Below are 25,505 nucleotides of genomic sequence, written 5' to 3'. Positions count from 1 at the left end.
AAGACGCCTGTTCCAGCCGAAACGAGGCAGCCAGGCCGCAGGCCGTTACACCCCCGAAGACGGCCCCGCCGGCAGGCCGAACAACCGATCCGGCTCGCCTTGCACCTCGACCCGATGGTCCGGCGTCATGCTGACCCGCCCTTCGGCCAGCCAGCGTACCGCCGCCGGGAAAACCGCATGTTCCACCTGCAAGACCCGTTCCGCCAGGCGATCGGGCGTGTCGTCGGCCATGACGGGCACCCAGCCCTGGGCAATGATGGGCCCATGGTCCAGCAACGGGGTAACGAAATGCACGGTGCAGCCGTGCACCCGCACCCCCGTCGCCAGCGCCTGCGCATGGGTATGCAGGCCGGGAAACGCCGGCAGCAGCGACGGATGGATATTCACCAGCCGCCCGGCGTAATGATTGACGAAAGCAGGCGTCAGCACCCGCATGAAACCCGCCAAAATGACGTAATCCGGCAGGTGACGGTCGATTTCGGCGGCCAGGGCCGCGTCGAAGGCGTCGCGGCCATCGTAATCGCGATGATTGACCGCCGCGGTCGCCAAACCCCGCTCGCGCGCCCAGGCCAGGCCCCCGGCGTCGGGCTTGTTGGAGATGACCGCGACAATATCGGCCGGCCAGCCGTCGCGTTCACAGGCCTCCACCAGCGCATTCATATTGCTGCCACGGCCGGAAATAAGGATGACGATCCGGCGCCGGCCGGAGGTTGGAGCAGAATGCGCCAAAGTAAAACTTCCATTGAAAACAGTCAGGGGTCAGGAGCGCCCCAGTACAAAATTGTAAACTCTGCGTCGTGAAACCATCGCTGCATATTTTCCGCTCCCTGCCGCCGCCGGCCGCGCGCCGGCCTTGCGCCCTGACCATCGGCAATTTCGACGGGGTCCACCGGGGCCATCAAGCCATGCTGGCGCGCCTGCGCGACGTCAGCCTGGAACATGGCCTGACGCCCACGGTGATGACCTTCGAGCCGCACCCGCGCGAGTACTTCGCCAAGCTGAACCAGCGCCCGGAACTGGCCCCCACCCGCATTTCCGGCCTGCGCGACAAGCTGGACGCCCTGGCGCGCGCCGGCGTCGAGCAGGTCGTGGTCGAGCGTTTCAACGCCCGCCTGGCCGACATGGAACCCGAAACCTTCGTCGAACGCCTGCTCGTGCGCGGCCTGGGCGTGCGCCGGGTGCTGGTCGGACCCGACTTCCGCTACGGCCGCAAGCGCCGGGGCGACGTCGAGCAGCTGGTCGCCGCCGGCGCCCGCTACGACTTCGAGGTGGAAATCCTGGCCGACGTCACCGACACCCACGGCCACCGCGTCTCCAGTTCCGAGGTGCGCACCGCCCTGGCGGTGGGCGACCTGACCCGCGCCGGCGACCTGCTGGGCCACGCCTATCACCTGAGCGGCCACGTCATCCATGGCCAGAAGCTGGGCCGCACCCTGGGCTACCCCACCCTCAACCTGCGGGTGGCCGAGCGCTGTGCCGCCCGGTCGGGCATCTACGTGGTGCGCGTGCACGGCCTGGCCGACGGCCCCCTGCCCGCCGTCGCCAGCCTGGGCGTGCGCCCGACGGTCGAAGACCACGGCCGCGTGCTACTTGAAGCACACATACTGGATAAGCGGGTTGACGCTTACGGTAAACTCGTACGGGTTGAATTCCTGCACAAGCTGCGGGACGAAGAAAAGTTCCCCGATCTTCCCACTCTGACCGCCGCCATCGCCGACGACGCGCGGAATACCCGCGCCTATTTTGCCGTTCATGGACTCTAAAAAGACCCTCAATCTGCCCGATACCTCCTTCCCCATGCGGGGCGACCTGGCCAAGCGCGAGCCTGCCTGGATTGCCGAATGGGAAGAAAACCATGTCTACCAGGCCATCCGTGCCGCCAGCAAGGGGCGTCCGCGCTTCGTGCTGCACGACGGCCCGCCCTATGCGAACGGTGACATCCATATTGGTCACGCGGTCAACAAGATCCTGAAGGACATCATCGTCAAGAGCCGCAACATGGCCGGCTACGACGCGCATTACGTGCCGGGCTGGGACTGTCACGGCATGCCGATCGAAATCCAGATCGAAAAGAAATACGGCAAGAACCTGCCGGTGGCCGAGATGCAATCGAAGGCGCGTGCCTACGCGCTGGAGCAGATCGACCGCCAGAAGAAGGATTTCAAACGCCTGGGCGTCCTGGCCGACTGGGATCGTCCCTACATGACCATGCGTCATGCCAATGAGGCCAACGAGATCCGCGTGCTCGGCCACATCATGGACAAGGGCTACGTGTTCCGTGGCCTGAAGCCGGTCAACTGGTGTTTCGACTGTGGCTCGGCCCTGGCCGAAGCCGAAGTCGAATACGCCGACCGCGTCGACCCGGCCGTCGACGTGGCCTTCCGCTTCGCCGACAAGCCCGCCCTGGCGCAAGCCTTCGGCCTGCCGCAAGTGGACGATGGCGCCATCGTCATCTGGACCACCACGCCCTGGACCATCCCGTCCAACCAGGCGCTGAACGTCCATCCGGAAATCGAATACGCGCTGGTGCGCGTGACCCCGGCGCCGGCCAATGGCCCGCTGCTGCTGGTGGCGCGCGACCGTGTCGAAGCCTGCCTGAAGCAATGGGACCTGCAGGGCGAAGTCATCGCCACCGCGCCCGGCGCCAAGCTCGACGGCATCACCTTCAAGCACCCGCTGGCCCATGTCGACGCCGGCTACGACCGCGTGGCGCCCATCTATCTGGGCGACTACGTCACGGCCGACTCCGGTACCGGCGTGGTGCACTCGGCGCCGGCCTACGGTATCGAAGACTTCGTGTCGTGCAAGGCGCACGGCATGCGCGACGACGACATGCTCAGCCCCGTGATGGGCGACGGCCGCTATGCGCCCGGCCTGCCGCTGTTCGGCGGCCTGTCGATCTGGGACGCCAATCCCAAGATCACCGAGACGCTGCGCGAAGCCGGCTCGCTGATGCACGCCGAGAAGCACAAGCACAGCTACATGCACTGCTGGCGCCACAAGACGCCCATCATCTACCGCGCCACCAACCAGTGGTTCGCGGGCATGGACGTGAAACCGAAGGACGGCAGCCCCACCCTGCGCGAATCGGCGCTGGCCGGCATCGACGCCACGACGTTCTACCCCGCCTGGGGCCGCGCCCGCCTGCATGCCATGATCGCCAACCGGCCGGACTGGACGCTGTCGCGCCAGCGCCAGTGGGGCGTGCCCATGGCTTTCTTCGTACACAAGGAAAACGGCACCCTGCATCCGCGCACGCTGGAACTGCTTGAGCAGATCGCCCAACGCGTCGAGCAAGGCGGCATCGAAGCCTGGCAGTCGCTGGATGCACGCGAACTGATCGGCGCCGACGCCGACCTGTACGAGAAGAGCCATGACACGCTGGACGTCTGGTTCGACTCCGGCAGCACCCACGCCACCGTGCTGGGCGGCAAGGACGGCGCCTACAAGGGCATGCACAGTGAAGAACTGGCCTGGCCCGCGGACCTGTACCTGGAAGGTTCGGACCAGCATCGCGGCTGGTTCCACTCGTCGCTGCTGACCGGCTGCATGCTGTACGGCCAGCCGCCCTACAAGGCGCTGTTGACGCACGGTTTCGTGGTCGACGGCCAGGGCCGCAAGATGAGCAAGTCGGTCGGCAACGTCATCGCGCCGCAAAAGGTGTCCGATTCGCTGGGCGCGGAAGTGCTGCGCCTGTGGGTCGCGTCCACCGACTACTCGGGCGAGCTGTCGATCTCCGACGAAATCCTCAAGCGCGTGGTGGAAAGCTATCGCCGCATCCGCAACACCTTGCGCTTCCTGCTGGCCAACGTCGCGGACTTCGATGCCACCGCCGATGCCGTGCCGTATGCCGAACTGACCGAAATCGACCGCTACGCGCTGGCGATGACCGCGCAGATGCAGGCCGAGGTGCTGGCGAATTACGAAAGCTACGACTTCCATCCGGCGGTGTCGCGTCTGCAGACGTTCTGCTCCGAAGACCTGGGCGCTTTCTATCTGGACATCCTGAAGGACCGCCTGTACACCACCGGCACGTCCAGCCGGGCCCGCCGCTCGGCCCAGACCGCCCTGGTGGAAATCACCCAGACGCTGATCAAGCTGATGGCGCCCATCCTGTCCTTCACCGCGGAAGAGTCGTGGAAAGTGCTGGTCGATTCGGCCCTGAAGCATCAGGCCGACGCCGCCCGCACCACCATCTTCACCGAAGTCTTCCACCTGCTGCCGCCGCTGGCTGAAGGCGACACGCTGCCGGCCAAGTGGACGCGCCTGCGCGCCATCCGCGCCGACGTCCTGCGCAAGCTGGAAGAAGTGCGGGCGGCCGGCAACATCGGCTCGTCGCTGCAGGCCGAAGTCGACATCAGCGCCGCCGGGGAAGACCTGGCGCTGCTGCGCAGCCTGGGCGACGACCTGCGTTTCGTGCTGATCGTCTCGCGCGCCACGGTGCATGAAGGCACGGGTGAGATCGACATCCGCATCACTCCGTCGACGCATGCCAAGTGCGACCGCTGCTGGCATTACCGTGCCGACGTGGGCGCGGACACGGCGCATCCGCTGATCTGCGGCCGCTGCGTGACCAATCTGTTCGGTACCGGCGAGAAGCGCGAACATGCCTGACGTCACGCCGCCATCGTCCACCGCCGGTCGTCCGGCCGCAGTCCCGGCCCAGGACCTGCCCCAGGTCCGCGGCCGGGGCTTCGGTTTCTGGTTGATGCTGGCCCTGGCCATCATCGTCGTGGACCAGGCCACCAAGTTGTACTTCGACCAGGCCCTGACCTATGCCCAGCGCATCAATGTCCTGCCGATCTTCGACCTGACCCTGGTCTACAACCAGGGCGCGGCCTTCAGCTTCCTGGCCAACCAGCCGGGCTGGCAGCGCTGGTTCTTTACCGCGCTGGGCCTGGTCGCGGCGGTGGTCATCGGCGTGATCCTGCGCCGCACGGCGGGCCGGCAGCCGCGCCTGTCGCTGGCCCTGACCATGATCCTGGGCGGCGCCCTGGGCAATGTCATCGACCGCGTGGCCTACGGGCACGTCGTCGACTTCCTGCTGTTCTACTGGAAGGACTGGTACTACCCCGCCTTCAACCTGGCGGACGTCGGCATCACCTGCGGCGCCATCCTGCTCGTCCTCGACGAACTGCTGCGGATGCGCAAGCCCAAGGCAGCCTGAGCCCCGCTGCCCCGGGGGCCGGATACGGCAAACGCCGTTTTGGCGGATAATCGGGCCAACTCGATTCCGCCAGCGGCGCATCCCCATGCAAGATCTAGCCAATAAACGCATCGTCCTCGGCCTTACAGGCGGCGTCGCCTGCTACAAGATCGCCGAACTCGTCCGCCGCATGACCGAACAAGGCGCCACCGTCGACGTCGTCATGACCGACGCGGCCACCCAGTTCATCACGCCGGTGACCATGCAGGCCCTGTCCGGCCGCCATGTCTATGTCAGCGCCTGGGATGCCCGCATTCCCAACAACATGCCGCACATCGACCTGAGCCGCGGCGCGGACGCCATCGTCATCGCCCCGGCCAGCACCGATTTCATGGCCAAGCTGGCGCATGGCATGGCGGACGACCTGCTGTCGACGCTGTGCGTGGCGCGCGCCTGTCCGCTTATCGTCGTGCCGGCCATGAACCGCGAAATGTGGGCCAACCCGGCCACCCAGCGCAATGCCGCCCAACTGGTCGAAGACGGCATCACCATTCTTGGCCCCGCTTCGGGTGACCAGGCCTGCGGCGAAATCGGCAGCGGCCGCATGCTGGAACCGCATGAGATCCTGGCCGACCTCATCGCCTTCTTCCAGCCCAAGCCCCTGGCAGGCAAGCACGTGCTGCTCACCGCTGGTCCCACGGTCGAACCGATCGATCCGGTGCGGGTGATCAGCAACCGGTCGTCCGGCAAGACGGGATACGCCCTGGCGCGCGCGGCGCGCGAAGTCGGCGCCCGCGTCACCCTGATCAGCGGGCCGACCGCCCTGCCCGCGCCCCGCGGCGTCGACATCTACCCGGTGCAAACCGCGCGGGAGATGCACCAGGTGGTGATGGCCCAGGCCCGCCAGGCCGATATCTTCATCGCCGTGGCCGCGGTGGCCGACTGGCACGTCAAGAATGCCGCCACGCAAAAAATGAAGAAGACCGAAGGCGGCGCCGGCGCCCCCGTGCTGGAATTCGAACCGAACCCGGACATCCTCGCCGACGTGGCGCGCCTGGACGGCGGCCCCTGGTGCGTGGGCTTCGCCGCGGAAACGGAAAATCTGTCCGAATACGCCCAGGCCAAGCGCAAGCGCAAGAACATCCCGCTGTTGATCGGCAATCTTGCCCATGAGGTCATGGACGCCGAAGATACGCGCATGGTGCTGTTCGACGAACAGGGCGAACATCCCCTGCCCGCCGCGACCAAGCTCGCCGCGGCGCGCCGCCTGATCAAGGAAATCGCCAGCCGCCTGCCGCGCCAGCAGCCCTAGCCCTGGCCCTGGCCGTCACCGCGGCTGCCTTGGCCGCGGCAGCCGTCACTGCGCCGCGTTGTTGCGCTGTGCCCAGGCTGCCAGGGGCAACGGCGGCTGCTGATCAACCACCCGGCGCAACACCTGCTTGAGCTCCGGCCAGCCGCCCCGCTCGCTGGCCCAGCGCGTGGGCGTGACCGACACCCAACGGCCGCTCGCATCCTGCCGCCCCATCTCGTAGCGGAACAGGAAATAGCCCGGCATCCCCATGCGCAGGTCCGTCACCACCAGGTCGCGGCCCACCGCGTCATAACGCAGCCAGCCGCGGGTGAACCAGTTGAAGCGCGCGACCAGCGGATCGCCGTCCAGCGCCGCCCCCAGCTCGGTATGCAGCGGCTGACGCAACAGCTCGGGCGGCGCCCGGTCGAGCACGCCCGTCACGGCTTCGTAATAGTCCCCGCCCGGCACCCGCGCGATCACCCGCCACAGCAGGCTGTTCAAGGGCATGGGCGCCGAGAAGATGGCTTCCACGTGCGTGCCTTGCTGCGCCAGGGCCCGGCGCACCCGGCGCTCTGCCCCCTGCTTGGCAACCAGGGTGCAGGCCAGGTAGAACGCGCAAAATATCAGGGCGCCCGCGCGCAGGCGGCTGTGTTCCGCCCCTTTCCACAGGCAGCCGATGAAGGCCGCCAGCAGGGGCAAGGTAAATACCGGGTCGACGATATAGATGCTGGAAATACTGACCGGTGAATACGGCAAAGGCCAGAACAGCTGCGTCCCGTACGTGGTCAACGCATCCAGCAAAGGATGGGTGATCAGGACCAGCCAGATGGTCAGCAGCAAACGGCCTGGGCCATATGGCGCGGCCGGCCAGCGCTTGCGGATCAGCCATGCCATCACCAGCGCCAGCGCGGTCAGGACGAATACCGAGTGGCTGTAGCCCCGGTGATGCGTCAGGGATGAGACGGGATCGGGATAGGAGGCAAAGACGTCCAGATCGGGCAAGGTAGCCAGTGCGGCGCCATAAAGCATCGCCTTGCGTCCTTGCCAGCGCCCCATCAGCGTGCCTTGCAAGGCGGCCCCCATTACCACGTGCGTCAATGAATCCATTTACTTCCCTTGCTGATTTTTCCGGTTTTGCAGTCACACGGACGACACCTTGTGGGTGACGCGGACGTGACATGCTCGCACGGTTAAGATACCGCAACATCCCACGGACCATTCGCCTTAAAGGACTCGCGCATGTCAGACGCCATCGAACATGTCCGCCGCTTCATCGAAACCCACCAGGAATGGGCGGGTTTGGTCACGGCCCTGTTGACCCTGGGTGAATCGCTGGTCGTGGTCGGCCTGTTCGTGCCGGCGACCGCCCTGATGCTGGTGACCGGCGGCCTGGTCGGCAGCGGCACGCTGGATGGCTGGACCATTCTCGCCTGGGGCACCGCCGGCGCGATCGTCGGCGATGCCATTTCTTATGGCTTAGGCCGCTGGCTGGGGCCGGGCATCCTGCGGCGCCGGCCGCTGAGCCGCCAGCGACCGACCGTGGCGCGGGCGCGCCTGTTCTTCTATCGCTATGGCTTCGCGTCCGTCGTGCTGGGCCGCTTCCTGGGTCCGCTGCGCGCCATCATTCCCACGGTCGCGGGGGTCATGGGCATGCCGCAAAGCCGCTTCCAGCTGGCCAATGTGCTGTCCGCTGTCATCTGGATGCCGCTGATGCTGGCGCCCGGTTTCCTGGCCGCGCGCGGCATGGAAGACGGCCTGTCGGGCGGCGGCGGCCAAATCGTCATGTTGATCGGCACCGGCATATCGGTCATGCTCGGGCTTTGGCTGCTGGCCAATCTGATGCGGCCACGCCGCCAGCCGGCCGCGGCGCGGCGGGCCAAGATCCGAGAGGTTTGATGATGGCGCTGGATGGCGAACCGAAGGACGGCGACTACGTCCGTTACGTCGAAAGATTGGTGAATCGCGGGCTGCCCGCCCCTGGGCAGGTCGGATCACGCGACACTGGCGGCGCGGCAATGGGTTCCAACGGCAAGCGTCAACGCGCCGAGAACCAGCCAGCACGGGGCGGCAAATCGGCAAGCGCAGCCGCTCGCCAGGGCTATCCCGCGGGCAGCCCGGCGCGCGACCCCGCGCTGGACGACGGGCGGGCCAATGCCATGCGCACTGGCGCCACCGCGGGCGGCACGCAGGAACCGTCGCTGGCCGCGCGGTCGGCGCAGCGCAAGGTGGGCACGGTGATATTCGTGGTGGCCATGCTGATCGGCTGGCACGCCGTGCGCCTGATCCTCGCGGCCGTCCAGGGCGGCGAGGTCGACGTCGGCGAATTGCTGCCTGGCGTATTCCTGCTCGCCTTCGCGCTGCTGGTGCTCGCCATGAGTCGAAACATCCGCCGCAACGCCGACCGGCCGGTGGGCAAACTGCCGCCGCTGACCACGGTTTCCGGCAACAAGCCCGGCCAGGGGCGCTGACCGCCACCTCGCCCCGAAGCCTCGCCACCACGGCACGCGCCGGCGCGACGGCCCCCGGCAAGAGCGCCGGTGCTAACATTCCCGCCTAGCCATTTCCCTGATTTTTGCCGGCCACCCCGCGTGGCCGGTCTGCTTTTGAACGGAGTTCTCGTGACCCAGCCCACCGACTTGTTGCCCGCCCAGGCGGCGACCATGCTGAATCTGCAAGACCAGCTCAATCGCCGCATCAATCCCGACTGGACGCGGGCCGGCCAACGCTTCCTGCGCGCCGCTTTCGTCGAATCGGCCGAGGCGCTGGAGCACCATGGCTGGAAGTGGTGGAAGAAACAGACGCTGGACCTGCCCCAGGTGCAGATGGAGCTGATCGACATCCTGCATTTTTATCTGTCGCATGCCATCGTCGCCCACGACGGTGGCGACGGCGCGGCGCGCGCGCTGATGGCCGACCTGGCCGGCGCCGATGCGGTGGTGCTGGACGGCAAGACCTACGCCCTGCCCGACCTGGACATCCCTGAGCTGCTGGAACTGCTGGGTGGCCTGGCCGCTTGCGGCCGCGCCAGCTTCAAGGTGCTGGCCACCACGATGACGCGCTGCCAGTTGACCTGGAACGAGGCCTTCAAGCAATACGTATCGAAGAACGTATTGAACCTGTTCCGCCAGGACCATGGCTACAAGGAAGGCTCGTACATCAAGATCTGGAACGGCGAGGAGGACAACGTCGTCCTCGCTCGCCTGATGACTGGTCTGGACGCCGCGCGGCCGGATTTCGCCGAGCAGTTGCTGGCGCAACTGGAACAGGCCTACTCGTCGTTGAAGTAGGCCCGTCGGGCGAGCGCTTCCAGCCGCCACCTCTGCCCGGTTGGCTCAACGCCCGCCGAAGCTCGCATCGGTGAACAGGTCCTTCAGCTCGCGCGGCTGCGAGCGCCAGTATTGCGGCGGAGCCTGCACGTTGTGGCCCAGCTCCGCGGCGGCATGCCAGGGCCAGCGGGGGTCGTACAGGATGCCGCGCGCCAGCGCCACCACATCGGCCTGGCCGCTGGTGATGATCTCGTCGGCGTGGCGCGGTTCGGTGATCAGGCCCACCGCCATCGTCGGCAGACCCGTCTCGCGCTTGATCTGTTCCGCGAAAGGCACCTGGTAGCCCGGCGTCAACGGTATCTTCTGCGCTTGCGACAATCCGCCGGACGACACATCGATGTAGTCCAGGCCACGCTGCTTCAGAGCCTGCGCATAGGCCAGGGTCTGCTCGATGTCCCAGCCGCCTTCAACCCAGTCCGACGCCGACACCCGCACGCCGACCGCCTTGTCGGCGGGGAAAGCCGCACGCACCGCATCGAAGACTTCCAGGGGGAAGCGCAGGCGGTTTTCCAGGCTACCGCCATATTCGTCCGTGCGGACGTTCGACAGCGGCGACAGGAACTGATGCAGCAGATAGCCATGGGCGGAGTGCACCTGCACCGTGTCGAAGCCCAATCGCGCGGCCCGCTTGGCGGAGTCGGCAAAGGCCTTGACGATGCGCGCCAGGCCGGCCTTGTCCAGGGCATGCGGGGGCACTTCGTCCTTGCCATGCGGAATGGCCGACGGCGCGTCACAGACCCAGCCGCCCTCGGCGACGGGCAGTTGCTGACCGCCCTGCCACGGCGCCTGGCTGGACGCCTTGCGGCCGGCATGCGCCAGCTGCAGGCCCAGCTTGATGGGTGCATAGCGTCGGATGGCCTGCACCACGCGGCCCAGGGCCTGTTCGTTTTCGTCGTTCCAAAGGCCCACATCGGCCGGCGTGATGCGTCCGCCCGGTTCCACCGCGGTCGCTTCGACCGTGAGCAGGCCGGCGCCGGACAGGGCCAGATGGCCCAGATGGATCATGTGCCAATCGGTGGCATTGCCGTTTTCGGCCGAGTACTCGCACATCGGGGCGATGGCGATACGGTTGACCAGCGGCAGTTTGCCCAGGGCGACGGGCGTGAACAGATGATTGCTCATGCGAGCTCCAGATCAGAGTGAACCGGTCGTTTATACCTTGGCGGGCGGCACGGCGGCCTGAAATCCCCACAGGCGGCGGGGGCGGCTCACTCCGCTTCGATCACCGCTTCCAGGAACTGTTTGGCGCGCGGATGCTGGGGATCGGTGAAGAAGCGCGCCGACGGGGCGTCCTCCACCACGCGGCCGGCGTCGAAGAACAGGGTGCGATCCGACGACTGCTCGGCGAATTTCATCTGGTGGGTGACGATGAGCATAGTCATCGTCCTTTGCGCCGACAGTTCGCGCATGATCTGCAGGATGCCGCCGACCAGCTCGGGATCCAGCGCCGACGTGACTTCGTCGAACAGCATGATCTCCGGCCGCATGACCAGCGCGCGGGCGATGCCGACGCGTTGCTTCTGCCCGCCGGACAATTGCGCGGGATAGGCATCGCATTTATCGCCCAGGCCCACCTTGTCCAGGTATTCCCGGCCCAACTTCTCCGCTTCGGCCCGCGCCATGCCCTGCACGGTCATGGGCGCTTCGATGACATTGCCCAAGGCGGTCAGGTGCGGAAAAAGATTGAACTGCTGGAACACCATGCCGATCTTGCCGCGGACCTCACTCAGGTGCGCGGAATCGGCCTTGGCCGGCCGCCCTTGCGCATCGGTCCACATCGGCACGCCGTCGATTTCGATGCTGCCTTGCGTGGGCTGATCCAGCGTCATCAGCACCCGCAGCAAGGTGGACTTGCCCGAACCCGACGGACCGACGATGGCCACGGTCTGCCCGGCCGGAATATCAAGGTCGATGCCGCGCAGGATCTCAAGGTCGCCATGGCGTTTACGGATATCGGTCAGACGAATGCTGGCGCTCATGACGGAGTCCCTGCGGAAGAGGTGGATGGGGTGGGGGCGCGCGCCGCGCCACGTTGATCGCGCCGCGCGAAATGGCGCTCCAGCATGGCCACGGCGCGCGCGGCCAGCAGGCTCAGCACCAGGAAGATCACGCCGATCAGGGTCAGCGGTTCGGTGTAGCGGAAAGTGGCGGCGCCGATCACCTTGCTTTGCTGCAACAGCTCGACCACGGTGATGGCCGACAGCATGGGCGTGTCCTTGAGCATGGCGATCAGGTAGTTGCCCAGGGCCGGCACGATGGGCGGCAAGGCCTGCGGCAGCACGATGCGCGTCAGCGCGCGCCAGGGCGACATGTTCAGCGCCAGCGCGGCCTCGGGCTGCCCGCGCGGCACCGATTCCAGGCCGGCGCGATAGACCTCCGCGCAATACGACGCGTAATGCAGGCCCAGCGCCAATACGCCGGTGGCCAGCGGCGACAGGCTGACGCCGGTCAGCGGCAAGGCGTAGAACAGGAAATACATCTGCACCAGCAAGGGCGTGCTGCGCACGAACTCGATCAGCAGGCCGACGGGCATGGACAGCGCGCGCACCGGTGAACGGCGGCCTACCGCCAGCACCAGGCCCAGCACGATGGCGATCACCATGCCCAGCACGGTGGCCGCGAGCGTGACCAGCAAGGCGCTGCCCAGTTGGGGCAACAGGTCCCAGGCGTATTGCCAGTCGAAACGGACGGGAGCGGTGGCGGTCATTGGAGGTTTACCTTTCCTTGGGCCGGGTTCGTCGGGCGCGCGGTCATCGGACGGCGACCCGTTTTTCCACGACACGCATCACTGCCGCGATGGCTTGCGCCGCGATGAAGTACAGGACCAGCACCGCCAGGAAGACCGGCGTGGTGCGCAAGGTGTCGCTGCGCACCAGCTGGCCGCTGAAGGTCAGGTCGGTGATGGTGATCAGGGAGACCAGCGCGGTGTTCTTGAGCAGCTCGATCAGCAGATTGGTGGCGGGCGGCAGCATGGCGGTCAACGCTTGCGGCAGCACGATGCGGCGCATCGTCAGGGCGGGCGACATGTTCAAGGCCCGCGCCGCTTCGCGCTGGCCGGGCGGCACCGCGGCGATGGCGCCCCGCACGACTTCCGCCCCGTAAGCCCCCGTGTTGGCCGCCAGCACGGCGATACCTACTGCCATGGCGGGCAGCTCCAGCCCGAACAGCGGCAGCACGAAGAAGAACCAGAACAGCTGCACCAGCGCCGAGGTGCCGCGGAACACCTGCACGTAGACCGTGGCGGGCCAGCGCAGCCAGGGATGCGCCGACAGCCGGCCGAGCCCGGCCAGCACCGCCAAGGGGACTGCTAGCAAAGCGGCCGCGGCGGTGATCTGCAAGGTCACGCCCAGGCCGCGCAAGAGCGGCACCATCAGTACCTGGAAGTCTTCCATGATTGGATTCCCCTTACTCGCCCGCGCACAGGCGGGCGGCGGTCATGCCCTGGGGCAGTTCCTTGTCCGTGAAGCCGAAGGGCGCGACCAGGCGCCGATGGGCCGGCGTGCCGATGAAACGCTTGAGTTCGGCGTTGAAGGCGTCGGCCAGGGGCTGGTCTTCCTTGCGGAAGGCATAGGCGCCGTAGCCGCGCACCGGCTTGCCGTCGACCACCGGGTTGCTGAAGGGCTGGGCGCGTTCCAGGCCGCCGTCGGGGGGAAGCTTGCCCAGCAGGTGATTGAGGGTCAGCGCCGTGGCGGCATAGGCGTCGGCGCGGCCGACCTGCACGCCGGTGAGCGCGCTGACGGCATCGGGGAACACCACCATGCGGTCGGCGGGGACGCCGACGGCCGCGGCGTAGTCGCCTTCGATGGCGCCCACGACGATGCCCAGCTTGGCATCGCCGTCGCGCGCCAGGTCTTCGTAGCTGTGCAGATTGCGGGGGTTGTGCGTGGGGACCAGGAAGGCGGCGCCCACGCCGTAGGTCGGATCGGAAAAGGCCACCTGCTTGCAGCGGTCCGGGGTGACGTACATGCCGGCGGCGATGATGTCGAAACGGCCCGCGTTGAGGCCGGGGATCAGGGAGCCGAACTCGGTGAGCACCGCGTCGACGTGGCGGATGCCCAGGCGTTGCATGACCACGCGGGCGATTTCGACGGACTCGCCGGTGACCTTGTTGGTGCGGCTGTCCATGTAGGCGAACGGGGCCTCGTTGGCGTAACCCACGCGGATTTCGCCCTTGGCGCGGGCTGCGGCCAGGGTGTCTGGGGGTGCTGCCGTCGCGGCGGTGCTTGTACCGCTGGCGCGGACGGCCGCATAGGCCATTCCGATGGCAATGAAAATGGCGGCCATAGCCGCCAGTCTTAGGGTTTTAGGCAAACCCTGCCCTCCCTGAGCAAGAAATAGATATTGGCGAAATGATATTGCACAAAACTATTTCAACACAAATTACTTGATTGCTAATTAATTTGTTCGCTGCCCCGGGGGAGAAGGTGTCGGGGCCGGGGGCCCCGACACAAGGCCGGAATTAATTTGTGCGCTGGCGCGCGGCTGACTCGATGGGAGAAGGCATCGGGGCCGGGGCCCCGGCATAAAGCCGGAGCTGGTTTGTGCGCTGGCGCGGCTGACTCATTGGGAGAAGACGTCGGGGCCGAGGCCTCGACACAAGGCCGCGGCGCCGAGGGGCGGCCCCGTCCGACATCCGTCAGGCGGGTGCGCGCTGCTGCTTCGGACGCCGCAGAAGGCGCCGGGATTGGGGCTGGCGTCCCTCCCGACGTCAGTCGGGCGAGTACTGGTACTTGCCGTTGCGGACGCTGCCGATCAGGGCGGCTTCGGCGCCCAGGCCCTGGTGGTCGGTGGGCGACAGGTTCAGGATGCCGTTGGGGACGGCCAGGAGGCGGGTAGTCTCCAGTGCAGCCCGCAGAGCATCACGGAAGGCTTCCGTGCCCGGCCGGAGGCCAGACCGCGCGACCTGGGCGACGGCGTGATCCAGCAGGACCCAGGCCCCATACGCATCGGCGGAGAACTGCGTCACCGTGCCCTTGCCGTACTGCCCTTCGTACAAATCCGCGAAAGCCAAAGCCGCGGGCCGCGCCGGGTGCTGCGGGGCCAGGCTGCGCGCGAACATGGCGGGGCCGGCCGCGAACAATGTACCTTCGACGTCGGCATCGCCCTCTTGCAGGAAATCAGGCGTGGCGATGCCATGGGTTTGATAAACCTGGCCACTGAAGCCACGCTCCCGCAAGGTACGTTGCGGCAGCACCGCATCGGCGCCGGTCGCGGCGATCAGCACCGCCGCGGGGCGTGCGGCGATGATGTGCTGCGCCTGGCTCACCAGCGCCTGGCTCGTGCGCGGATAGCGCTCCTCCGCCACGATGCGCACCTTGTTGTCCGCGGCCCGGATGAAAGCCTGGCGCCACCCCTCGCCATAGGTATCGTCGAAACCGAAGAAGGCAATGTCGCGATAGCCCCGCCGCACCATGTCGTCCACCAGGGCGCGCGCCATCAGGTCTTCGTTCTGCGACATCTTGAAGACCCAGCCGCGGGTCGCGTCCATGGGCTCGACCAGCCCGCCGGCGCCGGCCAGCAACACCAGCGGCGTGCGCGTCCGCGCCGCTTCCGGCAGGACTTGCAGCGCCAGCGGCGTCGTGACGAAGCCCACCACGGCGTCGGCACGAGCCGGGTTGGCGCCGGCGCCTTCGGCGCTCGTACTGGAACGCGTCGGCGTGCTCGCGCTCGCGGGCGCGGGCGCGGGCGTACTCGCGAGCGCGGGTGTGGGTGTATACGCGGGCGCGGCCGTGCCAGTGCCAGAGTCAGCGCCCGTAGGCATACCCGTGAAAGCCGCCATATTGGCGCGCGCGCGGTCCGGGTCGCTACCGTCGTCGAGGATCACGTAGCGGGCCGGCAGGCCGCCCAAGGTCGTCGGCCACAAGCGGACCGCGTTGCGACCCTGCATCCCAAGCACGCCGGCATGGCCGGTCAAGGACAAGTCGACGCCGACGACCACCGCGGGTGCCGGCGTTGCCGCTGGCGCTGCTGGCTCGGACTTGGCGTCCGCGGCCCAGGCGGATGGGGCGGCCGAGAAGCATGCAAGGACCATAGCCAGGGTCGCGGCGAGGCGCCCCGGCCGACTGCGGCCTAGCGGCGGCATCCCAGCATGCATGGCAAGTCTCCGAAAACGGACCGTAGCGGGAATATCGAGAATTCTGCCCCAAGGGGCGGCGGGCTTCACGCCAGTCACCCTTTGGGATACCTCCGCGGGGCCCCTCAACGGGCGCCCGGCGCTTGCGCCTCGTACACCAGCGCCGCGGCGGTCAAATCCTCCAGCGCACTACCCACCGCCTTGAAAATCGTGATCTCGTCATCGCGCTGGCGCCCGGCCACCGTCCCGCGCGCCAGGGCCTGCAAATCGCCCCGGATCGCCTCGCGGCTCAAGGTGCCGGCTTCGAACGCCTTCAGCAGGTCGCCGGACTTGGCCGGCGCTTCATCCGTATCTACAAAGACCGATGCCCCCCGGAAGCAATCCGGATGCGCCTCGACCATCTCGGGCTTGAAGCTGCCGATGAGATCCAGATGGGTACCCGGCCGCAGCCACTCCGCCTGCACCAGAGGCTGGGTGGACAAGGTGGCGCAGCTGACGATGTCCGCCTGCTCGACAGCGCTGCGCGCGTCCTCCACCGCCACCGCGTCCATGCCCGCTTCCCGCAGGCTGGCCGCCAGCGCCTGCGCGCCCGCGGGCCGCACGTTCCAGACGAGCACCCGCTCGATCGGCCGCACCGCGCGCATGGCCTGCGCCACCAGCCCGGCGATACGGCCCGAACCGATGATGGTCAGCACGCGGGCATCGGGGCGCGCCAGATAGTCCGCGCCCAGGGCGGCGGCGCCCGCCGTGCGATAGACGGTGACCACATCCCCGTCGACGTGGGCCAGCGGAATACCGGTGCGCGCGTTGTACAGCGTGTAAGTGGCATGCAGTCCGGGCAGGCCCTGCGCGCCATTGCCCGGATAGATATTGATGATCTTGACCCCAAGATAGCCCTGCTCGTTCCACGCCGGCATGATCAGGGCCGTGCCCTGGTGCCCGCCGGACTCCACGTTATGCGTGTGCCGCAAGGGCACCGTCGCGCCCTGCTGGAACGCCGTGCGCAGCGCGGGGATGAGTGTGTCGAAAGACAGCGCCGAACGAGTCTGTTCGGTATTGATAAGCAACATCTGACTACCTCCTGGTAGTCAGATTATCCCTAAGGCTACCTTCCTATGCCACCGGAGAATTCCCGGTACCGGGTATATGATGGTCAGCTCGGTTTCGCAAAGCGTAGCCGTGTCCTTCGCGGTTCCACGAGGGCCGCGCAATCTTCTCAGGAGTAGCAGCATGAAGAAAAAGGCATCCGCAGTCTGGCAGGGCGACCTCAAAACCGGCAAGGGCCAGATCTCCACTGAAAGCGGCGCCCTGAAGGACGCGCCCTACGGGTTCAAGACCCGTTTTGAAAATTCACCGGGCACCAATCCGGAAGAGCTGCTGGGCGCGGCCCACGCTGGCTGCTTCTCGATGGCGCTGTCGAATATCCTCGGCGAATCCGGCTTGACGGCCGACAGCATCAAGACGGAAGCCGTGGTGACCCTGGACCAGGCTGACGGCGGTTTCGCCATCACCGCCGTGCACCTGACCGTCGTCGCCAAGATCCCCGGCGCCGATGCCGCGGCCTTCGAGGCGGCCGCCAACAAGGCCAAGGCCGGTTGCCCGGTATCCAAGGTGCTGAAAGCGACCATCACCATGGACGCCAAGCTGGAGGGGTAGGTCCCTCGCCCAGGCGCTGCGCGCGCCCCCTCATTGGGGCGGCATCGGCGGACCGGAAGGAAGTCCCTCCCCCAGCGCTACGCGCCCCCCTCAAGGGGGCGGCACCGGCGGACCGGAAGGAAGTCCCTCCCCCAGCGCTACGCGCCCCCCCTCAAGGGGGCGGCACCGGCGGACCGGCAAAGCCGGCTCCACGGTGCCCCGGCGGGCCCGGGTTCTTGAGCAATGCCGGGTGGGCTTGCCCACCCGGCTACCCCGGCGCCCCGGGGTTGGCATCAGGCTTGCGGTGGGGCAAATAGGTGAGTAACACGTGCAGAGCGGGATCGATAGTTTTATTTAATCGCTAACTAAATTTCTATTTAGTTGACCGAATCTGCCGAAATACTCAAAATGGGAACCATTCTCAAATTGGTCCATTCGGCACTTTTTGCCGAGTGACCGCCCGAAGCGGCAGTGTCCCGGTGGCAGCCAGGACGTAAGGCTCAGGGACTTTAACCGGCGGCACCCGTGACCAAATTCATCCTGGCCATCACTGGCAATAGAGCGATCGCCGCCCACGACAGGCAGGTGTCGCTCGGCCTGCGCCGCCTGGTCGGTTCCGGCCTGCTGGTTGCCGTCGGCTATATCGATCCGGGCAACTGGGCCACCGACATCGCCGGCGGCAGTACCTTCGGCTACCACCTGATGATGGTGGTCTTCGTCGCCGCATTCCTGGCCCTCGGTTTCCAGGTGCTGGTGTCGCGTCTGGCCCTGGCTACCGGTGAAGACCTGGCCACCTTGACCGTCCGTCACCTGCCCCGCCCCCTGGCCCGCCTCGCCTGGCTTGCCGGCGAAGCCGCCATCCTGGCCACCGCCCTGGCCGAACTCATCGGTGGCGCCATCGCACTGCGCCTGCTGTTCAACCTGCCCCTGCTGGCCGGCGTGGGCGTAACCGCGGCCGGCACCTTCGCCGTATTGGCCGTGGCGCGCGGCAACGCGGACACGCACGAGCGCATCATCGCCGTGCTGCTGGCCATCGTGTCGGTGTCCTTCATCTTCCTGCTGTTCAAGGTCAAACCCGACTGGTCCGCCGTGGTCGAAGGCACCGTCAGCCCCGTCAAGGCCTTGCGCGATCCCACCGGCTTCCTGATTGCATTGGGCATCCTGGGCGCCACCCTGATGCCGCACAATCTTTACCTGCATTCCGGCTCGCTGGCGCACCGCGCCCGCGAGCTGCCGCGCGAGGCGCGCACCCTGGCCATGCGCATCGCGCGCAACGACACCATCTTTTCGCTGGGCATCGCCACGCTGATCAATGCCGCCATCATCATCGTGGCCGCCGCGTCGCTGTCGGGCGGCCCCATGCCGGTGACCAGCCTGGACGAAGCGCATGCCGTCATCGGCAAGACCCTGGGCGTAGGCGCCGCGGTGGTATTCGCCGTGGCCCTGTATGCCGCGGGCCAGAGCTCTACCATCACCGGCGTGCTGGCCGGCCGCGTGCTGGCCAACGGCTTCCGCGCCAGCAAATGGTCCGACCGCAAGCGGGCCCTGTTCACCCGGCTGGTGGCCGGCAGCATTGCCATCGCCTTGCTGGTCTTGACCGGCGGGCAGGATCCCGACAACCTGCTGGTGCTCAGCCAGGTCGTCTTGAGCCTGGCCCTCCCCTTCGCCCTGGTCCCGCTGGTCTGGCTGGCCATGCGCACCGACGTCATGGGGATCTACAAACTGCGCGGCACTTGGGCGGCGCTGGCGATCCTGGCCACGGTGGGCATCGTCGGACTGGACGGCTACCTGCTGGTCCTCCAGGCGGTTTGAAATGGCGACGGCCCGTCAGCGCCGTCGCCCCCTCCGCTTACGCCCCCACGGGCTGAGTGTCCGGACGGCGGATCACGATCGTCGACGAGCGCGGCGTGCGGCCAGCCGTCGGCCAGGCCTGCGTCGGATGCTGGATGTTGACGAAGAACGTCGTCAGGTCCGGCGTATAGGCAATGCCGGTAATCTCGCAACCGACCGGGCCGACCAGGAAGCGCTTGGACAAGCCAGTGGTCGGATCGATGCAGTACATCCCGTTGTTGCCGAACACCGTGGTCGACGCGGTCGAACCCAGGTTCATGTCCGTCTCCACCCACAGCCGGCCCGCCGCGTCCAGACGGATGCCGTCCGGGCTGCTGAAGGCGTCGCCATTGATGTTGCCGGCCAGGTTGGGCTTGTTCAGCGAGGCGGCCTGAGCCGGGTCGCCGGCCAACAGGAAGATGCTCCACGTGAACGTGGTGGCCAGGGGTGAATTGCCCGCCTCGTTCCAGCGGATGATGTGGCCGTGGTGGTTCTCCGCGCGCGGATTGGCCGCATCGACCGGGGCGTTGGTGCCGCGGCCGCTGTTGTTGGTCAAGGTGACGAAGATGTCCTTGTTGGGACCCACGGTGATCCACTCGGGACGGTCCATCACGGTGCCGCCGACCGATACCGCGGCATCCTGGCATTCGATCAGCACGTCGGCTTGCGTGGCGAAACCGTCGGCCGACGTCAGGCCCGTATTGCCTTGCACCAGGGGAATCCACACGCCGCCGCCGCCCGCGTTGAATTGCGCGACGTAGAGGGTGCCTTCGTCCAGCAAGTTGACGTTGGCCGCGCGGTTGGCGGGATCGTAGGCACGGGTGGGGATAAATTTGTAGATGCAGCCCGGCGTCGTGTCGTCGCCCATGTAGAAGGCCACGCGGTTGTTCTCGTCGACCAGATAGGCGACGTTTTCATGCGCGAAGCGGCCCATGGCGGTGCGCTTGGTGCCTTGCGCCAGCAGTTCGCCTCGCGGGTCCAGTTCGACCACCCAGCCGTAGTTGATGTCGGGCTGGCTGCTGTCGAAGTAGTTGCTGGTGGTCTCTTCGCACGTCAGGTACGTGCCCCAGGGCGTGGCGCCGCTGGAGCAGTTGTTCAAGGTGCCGATGATGGTGGCGCCCAGGCGGCTGCGGGCGGGACCGCCGACGCTGTAGGCGGAGTTGCCCGTGTAGCGGCGGTTGTAGGTGGAGTCTTTCTTGACGCTCCAGGCGCCGTTGGTCTGCGCCACTTCGATGACGGACACGCCGACGGACGACAGGGCCAGGCGCTTCTGGTCCAGGGTGGCGGTGGCTTCGTTGAAGGAGCCGGTGAAGGTGCCCGAGGGGAAGTAGACCTTCAGGTCGACCTGCTCGTGGTTGATGGCCAGCAGGCCGCCCTGCTGGGGATCGACGTTGGGCAAGGCGAAGTAATGCATGCCGTCGTTGTCGCCGCCGGCGCGTTTATCGGTGACGTCCCAGGCGGGGAACACGCCTTCGGTCCAGGCGGTGGAGCCGGCTTCCACGGCGTCGCCCGTGGAGAACAGGACCTGCACTTCGTAGCCGGTCGGCACCGTCACGGTGTCGGCGGTGGTGCGCGCCACGGACTGGAAGCGGATGGAGTAGTCCTTGTTGGGGTCCAGGCCCGGTTCGCGGGCGGGTTCTTCCGGGGTTTCGGTGGGCGGTTGTTCCGCGGGGGGATCGTTGCTGACGGGCGTGTCATCGTCATCATCGTGATCGCCGCCACAGGCGGTCAGCGAGGTCGCGCCGAAGACCGACAGGGCCGCCATGCCGAAACCGGACTTCAGCCAGGTGCGGCGCGCCGGGTCGGCGGCCAGTACCTCGTCCAGGGTCTGGCCCGGTTTGGGGCTGATACGACGGGATGACGGGGTACAGAGGGATTTGGCTTCGTCGGTGCTGTGGGACATGCGGCTTCTCCGTTTTTGGCAGGTTGAAAGCTACGCATGATGCGGGTGAAATTTGACAGGATATTGTCAGCGGAGAAAAAGGTTTTTGATAGGTTGGCTAAATGCCTAGGGCAACTGTCTCCGCCGAGACCGGCGCGAGGGGCCGGGCCGGCTGGCGCCGGCCCGGGTTGTGTTTGTGCCCGCCCCAAAGGGGGCGGGCACTTGTAGGAGGCGGGGTCGATGACGGCCGCGGCCGCGGGCCGGGCGCGGGCCGCGAGGCCGCGTGCGGGCCGCAGGCCGCGTGCGGGCCGCAGGCCGGGGCCGGCCGCAAGGCCGGATGCGGGCCGCAGGCTTGGGGCTGGCCGCAAGGCCGGATGCGGGCAGCGAGCCGGGGCGTGGCAAGCGCCAAAAGAAAAGGGCCGGTGGTGGCCGGCCCTTTTCCTGCTCGCCCCTGGCGGGGCCGCCTTTAAATCTTGGCCTTGAACTCTTTGTTCCAATAGTCCAGAAAGTCGTTCTTGCTGTCGACCAGCGCCTTCAGGTCATATTTGTGGATCCGCTTGATCTCGTCATCAGTGAAACCGACGCGGGCCTGCAGATCGGGCGGGAGCTGCGCGTTGTGGACCGTGGGCGCATACCCCATGGCCTTGGCGAACTGCAGCTGGCCGGCAGGATCCAGCATGGCGTTCAGATACTTCCAGCCGCTTTCCGCATTGCGGCTATTGCGCGCCAGGCCACCTTCGAACGTGACCGGAATGGCGCCCTCTTTCGGAATCACGAATTCCAGCGGCAAGCCCGCATCCCGCCACTGCAGCGCGCGCGCCTTCCACATGCACGCCATCCAGATCTCACCGGACTTGAAAGCCGCCGCCACGGCTTCATTGGACGGATACACCCGCGGCTGGTTCTTCACCAACTCGGACAGGAACTTCTTCCCCGGCTCGAAACTCTTGGTATCCCCACCCGCCGCCAGACCAACAAAGATGCCGTTGAAGTTGAACAGGATGTCCGAGAACCCGGTGCGACCCTTGTAGGCAGGATCCAGCGCGACATTGAAACTGTCCGGCGCGGTCTTGAACTTTTCCTTGTTGTACACCAGCACCATGGCGCTGAAGATATGCGGAATGGAATACGGCGTCTTGAACTGCTCGTACACGTTGGCAAGGTTGGGCACCTGCTTGGCCGTGACGTCATGCAGGCACTCGCTGCGCGCCACGTCATACATATCCAGGTCGCCCAGCAAGGCCACATCCATCGACCCACGCCGCGAATTCTTCTCCGCTTTCAGCTTGGTCATGCGCGGCACCGCGTTACCGGTGTCGAACACCACATCCAGCCCCAACTGCTTGGCCGTCGGCCCGATGAACTGCTGCAGGAAATTCTGATAATCCCCACCCCAGGTGCCGACCACCACATCGCCGCCGGCGGCGCGCGCCATACCGGGCACCAAGGGAAGCGCCGGAGCCAATGCCAGCCCCGCTGCCGATTTCAAGAATGTGCGCCGATCGCGATGACGAGATTGCATGCCTGGACTCCCTCATGGACTGTAGTGCGCCAGCCCCCGCGGGCCCGCGCCGGATAGGTGCAACCTTGCAGGTTGCGCGGTTGCGACTCATTGTGGAGTGAGTGCGACTCCATCAAAATTGGAGGTAACCCTGAAGGATGCTTCGGTCCTGGCAGGCGCCAGCACCCTGACCGCCGGATGGTCAACCGCCGCATTGATGGCATCCGCATCCAGGTCCCGCGTGATCAACACAAACAGCTTGTCCGGCACCTCGCTGGCACGCAGACGGCGCGGCGCGCTGAAGGTCGTGCCGACGCTCTGGATCAGGATGGGATCCTCGCAATCGCTCACGCGCAGCACGGCCTTGACCCGCAGCAGGCGCTCGCCGCAGAACGCCGACAAATCGTCCAGCCACAAGGCCAGTTCCTCCCACGCGGCCCCTTCCGCCAGCGCGGCGGTCAGCACGTGGATGCGGGGATGGGGCCTATCCTGGTCCGCCCCTGCCCGCCCGGCCGCACGCAGCGCGGCGATGGCCTGCGCCACACCGGCGTCGCGGGTCGGCGTCGTATCTTCGAAGGCGCGCCGCGCCGCCTGGCCGCGCTCGGTCTCGTCCACGACGTCCGCCAGCGGATTGAGCCCGGCAATTACCGCACGATGGCGCGCGATGTCCTGCTCGCTGGCCAGATCCCGCTTGGTCAACACGATGCGTTGCGCGGCCGCCAGCTGCGCGCTGGCTTCATCGAACTGCTCCGCCCGCAAGGCGCCGGTGACGCAATCGTAGGTGCTGACCACCGCCAGCCGCAGCCCGCGGCTGGCCAATTCCGGTTCGGCCAGCGCGGCAATGATGGGACCGGGCCGCGACACGCCGCTGGTCTCAAGAATGATGCGGCGCAAGGGGCCGTGGCCGGCCGGCCGTTTCGCGTCGAGCAAAGCCACCACCGTGTCGACCAGGCTGCTGCGCATGGCGCAGCAGACGCAACCATTGGCCAGCAAGGTCATCGGCGTAGCATCGCTGCCGTCGGCCACGATCACGCCATCGACACCGATTTCACCGACCTCGTTGACGATGACACCCGTATCGGCCGTGCCCGCGTCATTCAGGTATTGCAGCAAAAGCGTGGTCTTGCCGCTGCCCAGAAAGCCGGACAGGATGATCAGGTCGACGGGCGTATCAGCGTGCATGCGGCGGCCCCTCGGGATCGCCGTCCCAGCTGCCGCGCACCATGTCGCGCACGTCGGCCAGCAGCTCGTCGGTGTCGTACACCATGCCGGCCTTGATGGTGTAGCGCAGCGAACGCTGCCATTCCACCTTGCCGTTGCTGTCGTTCAGGCGCATCGCGCCGGTGCCGTACAGCAGCTTGAAGTCCTCCAGCGGATTCTGGTCGTGCACCAGCAGGTCCGCCCGCTTGCCCACGTCCACCGCGCCGGTATCGTCTTCCAGGCCCAGCAAGGACGCGCTCAAGGACGTCGCCGCGCGCAGGACCTCCAGCGGATGGAAGCCGGCTTCCTGCAGCAGTTCCAATTCGCGCACGAAGCCGAAGCCGTAGATCTGGAAGATGAAACCCGAATCGCTGCCCGCGCACACGCGGCCGCCCAGGTTCTTGTACTCGTTGATGAACTGCATCCACAGCCGGTAGTTCTGCTTCCACTCGATTTCGTTGGTGGTGCTCCAGCGATACCAATAGGCGCCGTGACCACCACGCTGCGGCTGGAAGTATTTCCAGACCGCCTTCCACGTGTAGTCGTCATGCCAGTCGGCGCGGCGCGCGCGCATCAGATCGCGATTGGCGTCGTAGATATTGAAGGTCGGCACGAAGGTGTGGCCCGCTTCCAGGAACGCGTCCATGACCTCGCGCCATTTGGCGCTGCCCGGCTGGGCCGCCTGCATGAAGGTCTGGCCAGCCAGGGCAAAGCGGAAATACTCGTCGCCATAGTTGTAGTCGGTGGGGAAGTTCTGCACCACGCGGTTTTCGAACAGGGCTTCCGGCAGGCCGTAGTAATGCTCCGAACTGGTAAGCCCCCATTGCGCCGACTTCAAGGAGTTGACCCGCGTGACCGCCATCTGCGCGTGATGGCAGCCGGTACGCAGGCCTTCGATGCGCGCCTCGTCCAGCGCCGCCTGCATGATGGCCGGCGGCGCGCCGAAGAACTTGATGCCGTCGGCGCCACGCGCCTTGATCTTGCGCACCCACTCGCGCGCCTGATCCGGCGTATGGATGGTCTTGACCCGGTCGTTCACCGCCGGGAAGTAGGCGTGGGTCACGATGCGCGGCGCCGCGATCTCGTTTTTCTCCGCGGCTTCCTTCTGCTGCAGGTTCCAGCCCAGGCCGTTGATCGATCCCATCTCGCGGATGGTGGTCACGCCATGCGCCAGCCACAGCTTGTAGATGTAATCGGCCGGCGGCACGATGCCGCTCATGGAATGGTAAGGCGTGCCGATGTGGGCATGCGCATCGACGAAACCCGGCGTGACGAACTTGCCGTGGCAATCGATCTCGTGATCGCCCGGGCCCGGCCGCCGCGCCGGATTGATCTCTTTCAGCGGCGTGCCCACGTTGACCAGGGCCACGATGCGGTCCTGCTCGACGACGATGTCCACCGGTCCCCAGGGCGGCGCGCCCGTGCCGTCGATGACGGTGGCGCCACGCAATACCAGACGCTTGAAAGGCCCTTCCCCGCGGTCCCGCGAGGTGGCGGCGACGGCGGGGTGCCATCCCTTGGCGGCATTGAGTTCGCGCAATTCCTCGCCGACTTCGGCGGCGGCGTAAGGCTGGTCGGCAGACATGGTCCTTCCTCAGACACGATGGGCTCATGCGGCAGT

22 protein-coding genes are annotated in these 25,505 nt (G+C 66.7%); 9 read left to right on the top strand and 13 right to left on the bottom strand.

Features of this window, described 5'->3' with window-relative positions:
* Positions 1 to 45 precede the first annotated feature (45 nt).
* Entirely contained in the window at positions 46 to 729 is a 684-nt protein-coding gene (purN, locus tag ASB57_RS03690; protein WP_057650656.1) for a phosphoribosylglycinamide formyltransferase, read from the bottom strand.
* A gap of 68 nt (positions 730 to 797) precedes the next feature.
* On the opposite strand from purN, the gene ASB57_RS03685 reads away from it, so the two are divergent.
* The 4 genes from ASB57_RS03685 (at position 798) to coaBC (ending at position 6,458) form a co-directional block, all read left to right on the top strand.
* The gene (locus tag ASB57_RS03685) at positions 798 to 1,763 is read left to right on the top strand and encodes a bifunctional riboflavin kinase/FAD synthetase (RefSeq protein ID WP_057650653.1); all 966 of its coding nucleotides are present in this window, start codon (positions 798 to 800) and stop codon (positions 1,761 to 1,763) included.
* A complete protein-coding gene (gene ileS / locus ASB57_RS03680; protein ID WP_057650652.1) occupies positions 1,753 to 4,614 on the top strand; it encodes an isoleucine--tRNA ligase in 2,862 nt (953 codons plus the stop codon). The genes ASB57_RS03685 and ileS overlap by 11 nt, the downstream gene beginning before the upstream one ends.
* A complete protein-coding gene (lspA, locus tag ASB57_RS03675) occupies positions 4,607 to 5,167 on the top strand; it encodes a signal peptidase II (protein WP_082621341.1) in 561 nt (186 codons plus the stop codon). Before ileS ends, lspA begins: the two co-directional genes overlap by 8 nt.
* 85 nt (positions 5,168 to 5,252) lie before the next feature.
* Positions 5,253 to 6,458, top strand: coding sequence for a bifunctional phosphopantothenoylcysteine decarboxylase/phosphopantothenate--cysteine ligase CoaBC (coaBC, locus tag ASB57_RS03670; RefSeq protein WP_057650650.1), 1,206 nt, complete (start codon positions 5,253 to 5,255; stop codon positions 6,456 to 6,458).
* 45 nt (positions 6,459 to 6,503) lie between these two features.
* On the opposite strand, the gene ASB57_RS03665 is transcribed toward coaBC, so the two are convergent.
* Positions 6,504 to 7,544, bottom strand: coding sequence for a metal-dependent hydrolase (locus ASB57_RS03665; RefSeq protein ID WP_057650648.1), 1,041 nt, complete (start codon positions 7,542 to 7,544; stop codon positions 6,504 to 6,506).
* A gap of 132 nt (positions 7,545 to 7,676) precedes the next feature.
* Between ASB57_RS03665 and ASB57_RS03660 the strand changes: the two genes are divergently transcribed.
* The 3 genes from ASB57_RS03660 (at position 7,677) to ASB57_RS03650 (ending at position 9,724) form a co-directional block, all read left to right on the top strand.
* Positions 7,677 to 8,333, top strand: a complete 657-nt coding sequence (locus tag ASB57_RS03660; RefSeq protein WP_057650647.1) for a DedA family protein — start codon at positions 7,677 to 7,679, stop codon at positions 8,331 to 8,333.
* Positions 8,333 to 8,905, top strand: coding sequence for a hypothetical protein (locus tag ASB57_RS03655; protein ID WP_057650645.1), 573 nt, complete (start codon positions 8,333 to 8,335; stop codon positions 8,903 to 8,905). Before ASB57_RS03660 ends, ASB57_RS03655 begins: the two co-directional genes overlap by 1 nt.
* A gap of 168 nt (positions 8,906 to 9,073) precedes the next feature.
* Complete coding sequence (locus ASB57_RS03650) at positions 9,074 to 9,724, top strand: dUTP diphosphatase (protein ID WP_156414343.1); 651 nt, start codon at positions 9,074 to 9,076, stop codon at positions 9,722 to 9,724.
* A gap of 45 nt (positions 9,725 to 9,769) precedes the next feature.
* On the opposite strand, the gene ASB57_RS03645 is transcribed toward ASB57_RS03650, so the two are convergent.
* The 7 genes from ASB57_RS03645 to ASB57_RS03615 form a co-directional block, all read right to left on the bottom strand.
* A complete protein-coding gene (locus ASB57_RS03645) occupies positions 9,770 to 10,885 on the bottom strand; it encodes an NADH:flavin oxidoreductase/NADH oxidase (RefSeq protein ID WP_057650644.1) in 1,116 nt (371 codons plus the stop codon).
* An 86-nt stretch (positions 10,886 to 10,971) separates the two neighbouring features.
* Positions 10,972 to 11,742, bottom strand: coding sequence for an amino acid ABC transporter ATP-binding protein (locus ASB57_RS03640; RefSeq protein WP_057650641.1), 771 nt, complete (start codon positions 11,740 to 11,742; stop codon positions 10,972 to 10,974).
* Positions 11,739 to 12,470, bottom strand: coding sequence for an ectoine/hydroxyectoine ABC transporter permease subunit EhuD (gene ehuD / locus ASB57_RS03635; protein ID WP_057650640.1), 732 nt, complete (start codon positions 12,468 to 12,470; stop codon positions 11,739 to 11,741). The genes ASB57_RS03640 and ehuD overlap by 4 nt, the downstream gene beginning before the upstream one ends.
* Before the next feature lie 43 nt (positions 12,471 to 12,513).
* Complete coding sequence (gene ehuC, locus ASB57_RS03630; RefSeq protein ID WP_057650638.1) at positions 12,514 to 13,155, bottom strand: ectoine/hydroxyectoine ABC transporter permease subunit EhuC; 642 nt, start codon at positions 13,153 to 13,155, stop codon at positions 12,514 to 12,516.
* Positions 13,156 to 13,168: 13 nt separating this feature from the next.
* Complete coding sequence (gene ehuB / locus ASB57_RS03625) at positions 13,169 to 14,047, bottom strand: ectoine/hydroxyectoine ABC transporter substrate-binding protein EhuB (protein ID WP_082621340.1); 879 nt, start codon at positions 14,045 to 14,047, stop codon at positions 13,169 to 13,171.
* Between the two features lie 424 nt (positions 14,048 to 14,471).
* Positions 14,472 to 15,857 (bottom strand): ABC transporter substrate-binding protein, encoded by a 1,386-nt coding sequence (locus tag ASB57_RS03620; RefSeq protein WP_082621339.1) that lies wholly within the window; start codon positions 15,855 to 15,857, stop codon positions 14,472 to 14,474.
* Positions 15,858 to 15,961: 104 nt separating this feature from the next.
* Complete coding sequence (locus tag ASB57_RS03615) at positions 15,962 to 16,906, bottom strand: ornithine cyclodeaminase family protein (protein ID WP_057650634.1); 945 nt, start codon at positions 16,904 to 16,906, stop codon at positions 15,962 to 15,964.
* A gap of 160 nt (positions 16,907 to 17,066) precedes the next feature.
* On the opposite strand from ASB57_RS03615, the gene ASB57_RS03610 reads away from it, so the two are divergent.
* Entirely contained in the window at positions 17,067 to 17,492 is a 426-nt protein-coding gene (locus tag ASB57_RS03610; RefSeq protein WP_057650632.1) for an OsmC family protein, read from the top strand.
* A gap of 504 nt (positions 17,493 to 17,996) precedes the next feature.
* Positions 17,997 to 19,283: an Nramp family divalent metal transporter gene (locus tag ASB57_RS03605; protein WP_057650630.1), complete on the top strand. Its 1,287-nt coding sequence runs from the start codon at positions 17,997 to 17,999 to the stop codon at positions 19,281 to 19,283.
* Between the two features lie 37 nt (positions 19,284 to 19,320).
* Here the strand turns inward: ASB57_RS03605 and ASB57_RS03600 are convergent, their stop codons facing one another.
* The 4 genes from ASB57_RS03600 to ASB57_RS03585 form a co-directional block, all read right to left on the bottom strand.
* Positions 19,321 to 21,204 (bottom strand): PhoX family phosphatase, encoded by a 1,884-nt coding sequence (locus tag ASB57_RS03600; RefSeq protein ID WP_057650627.1) that lies wholly within the window; start codon positions 21,202 to 21,204, stop codon positions 19,321 to 19,323.
* A gap of 445 nt (positions 21,205 to 21,649) precedes the next feature.
* The gene (locus tag ASB57_RS03595; protein WP_231755330.1) at positions 21,650 to 22,618 is read right to left on the bottom strand and encodes an extracellular solute-binding protein; all 969 of its coding nucleotides are present in this window, start codon (positions 22,616 to 22,618) and stop codon (positions 21,650 to 21,652) included.
* 174 nt (positions 22,619 to 22,792) lie between these two features.
* Positions 22,793 to 23,866, bottom strand: a complete 1,074-nt coding sequence (locus tag ASB57_RS03590; RefSeq protein ID WP_082621338.1) for a GTP-binding protein — start codon at positions 23,864 to 23,866, stop codon at positions 22,793 to 22,795.
* The gene (locus ASB57_RS03585; protein ID WP_057650623.1) at positions 23,856 to 25,469 is read right to left on the bottom strand and encodes an amidohydrolase family protein; all 1,614 of its coding nucleotides are present in this window, start codon (positions 25,467 to 25,469) and stop codon (positions 23,856 to 23,858) included. The genes ASB57_RS03590 and ASB57_RS03585 overlap by 11 nt, the downstream gene beginning before the upstream one ends.
* Between the last annotated feature and the right edge of the window lie 36 nt (positions 25,470 to 25,505).

This window comes from Bordetella sp. N (assembly GCF_001433395.1).
Lineage (GTDB): Bacteria > Pseudomonadota > Gammaproteobacteria > Burkholderiales > Burkholderiaceae_B > Bordetella_C.
The sequence above is the reverse complement of the archived record's forward strand: the minus strand, read 5'-3'. Positions and strand labels throughout refer to the sequence as shown.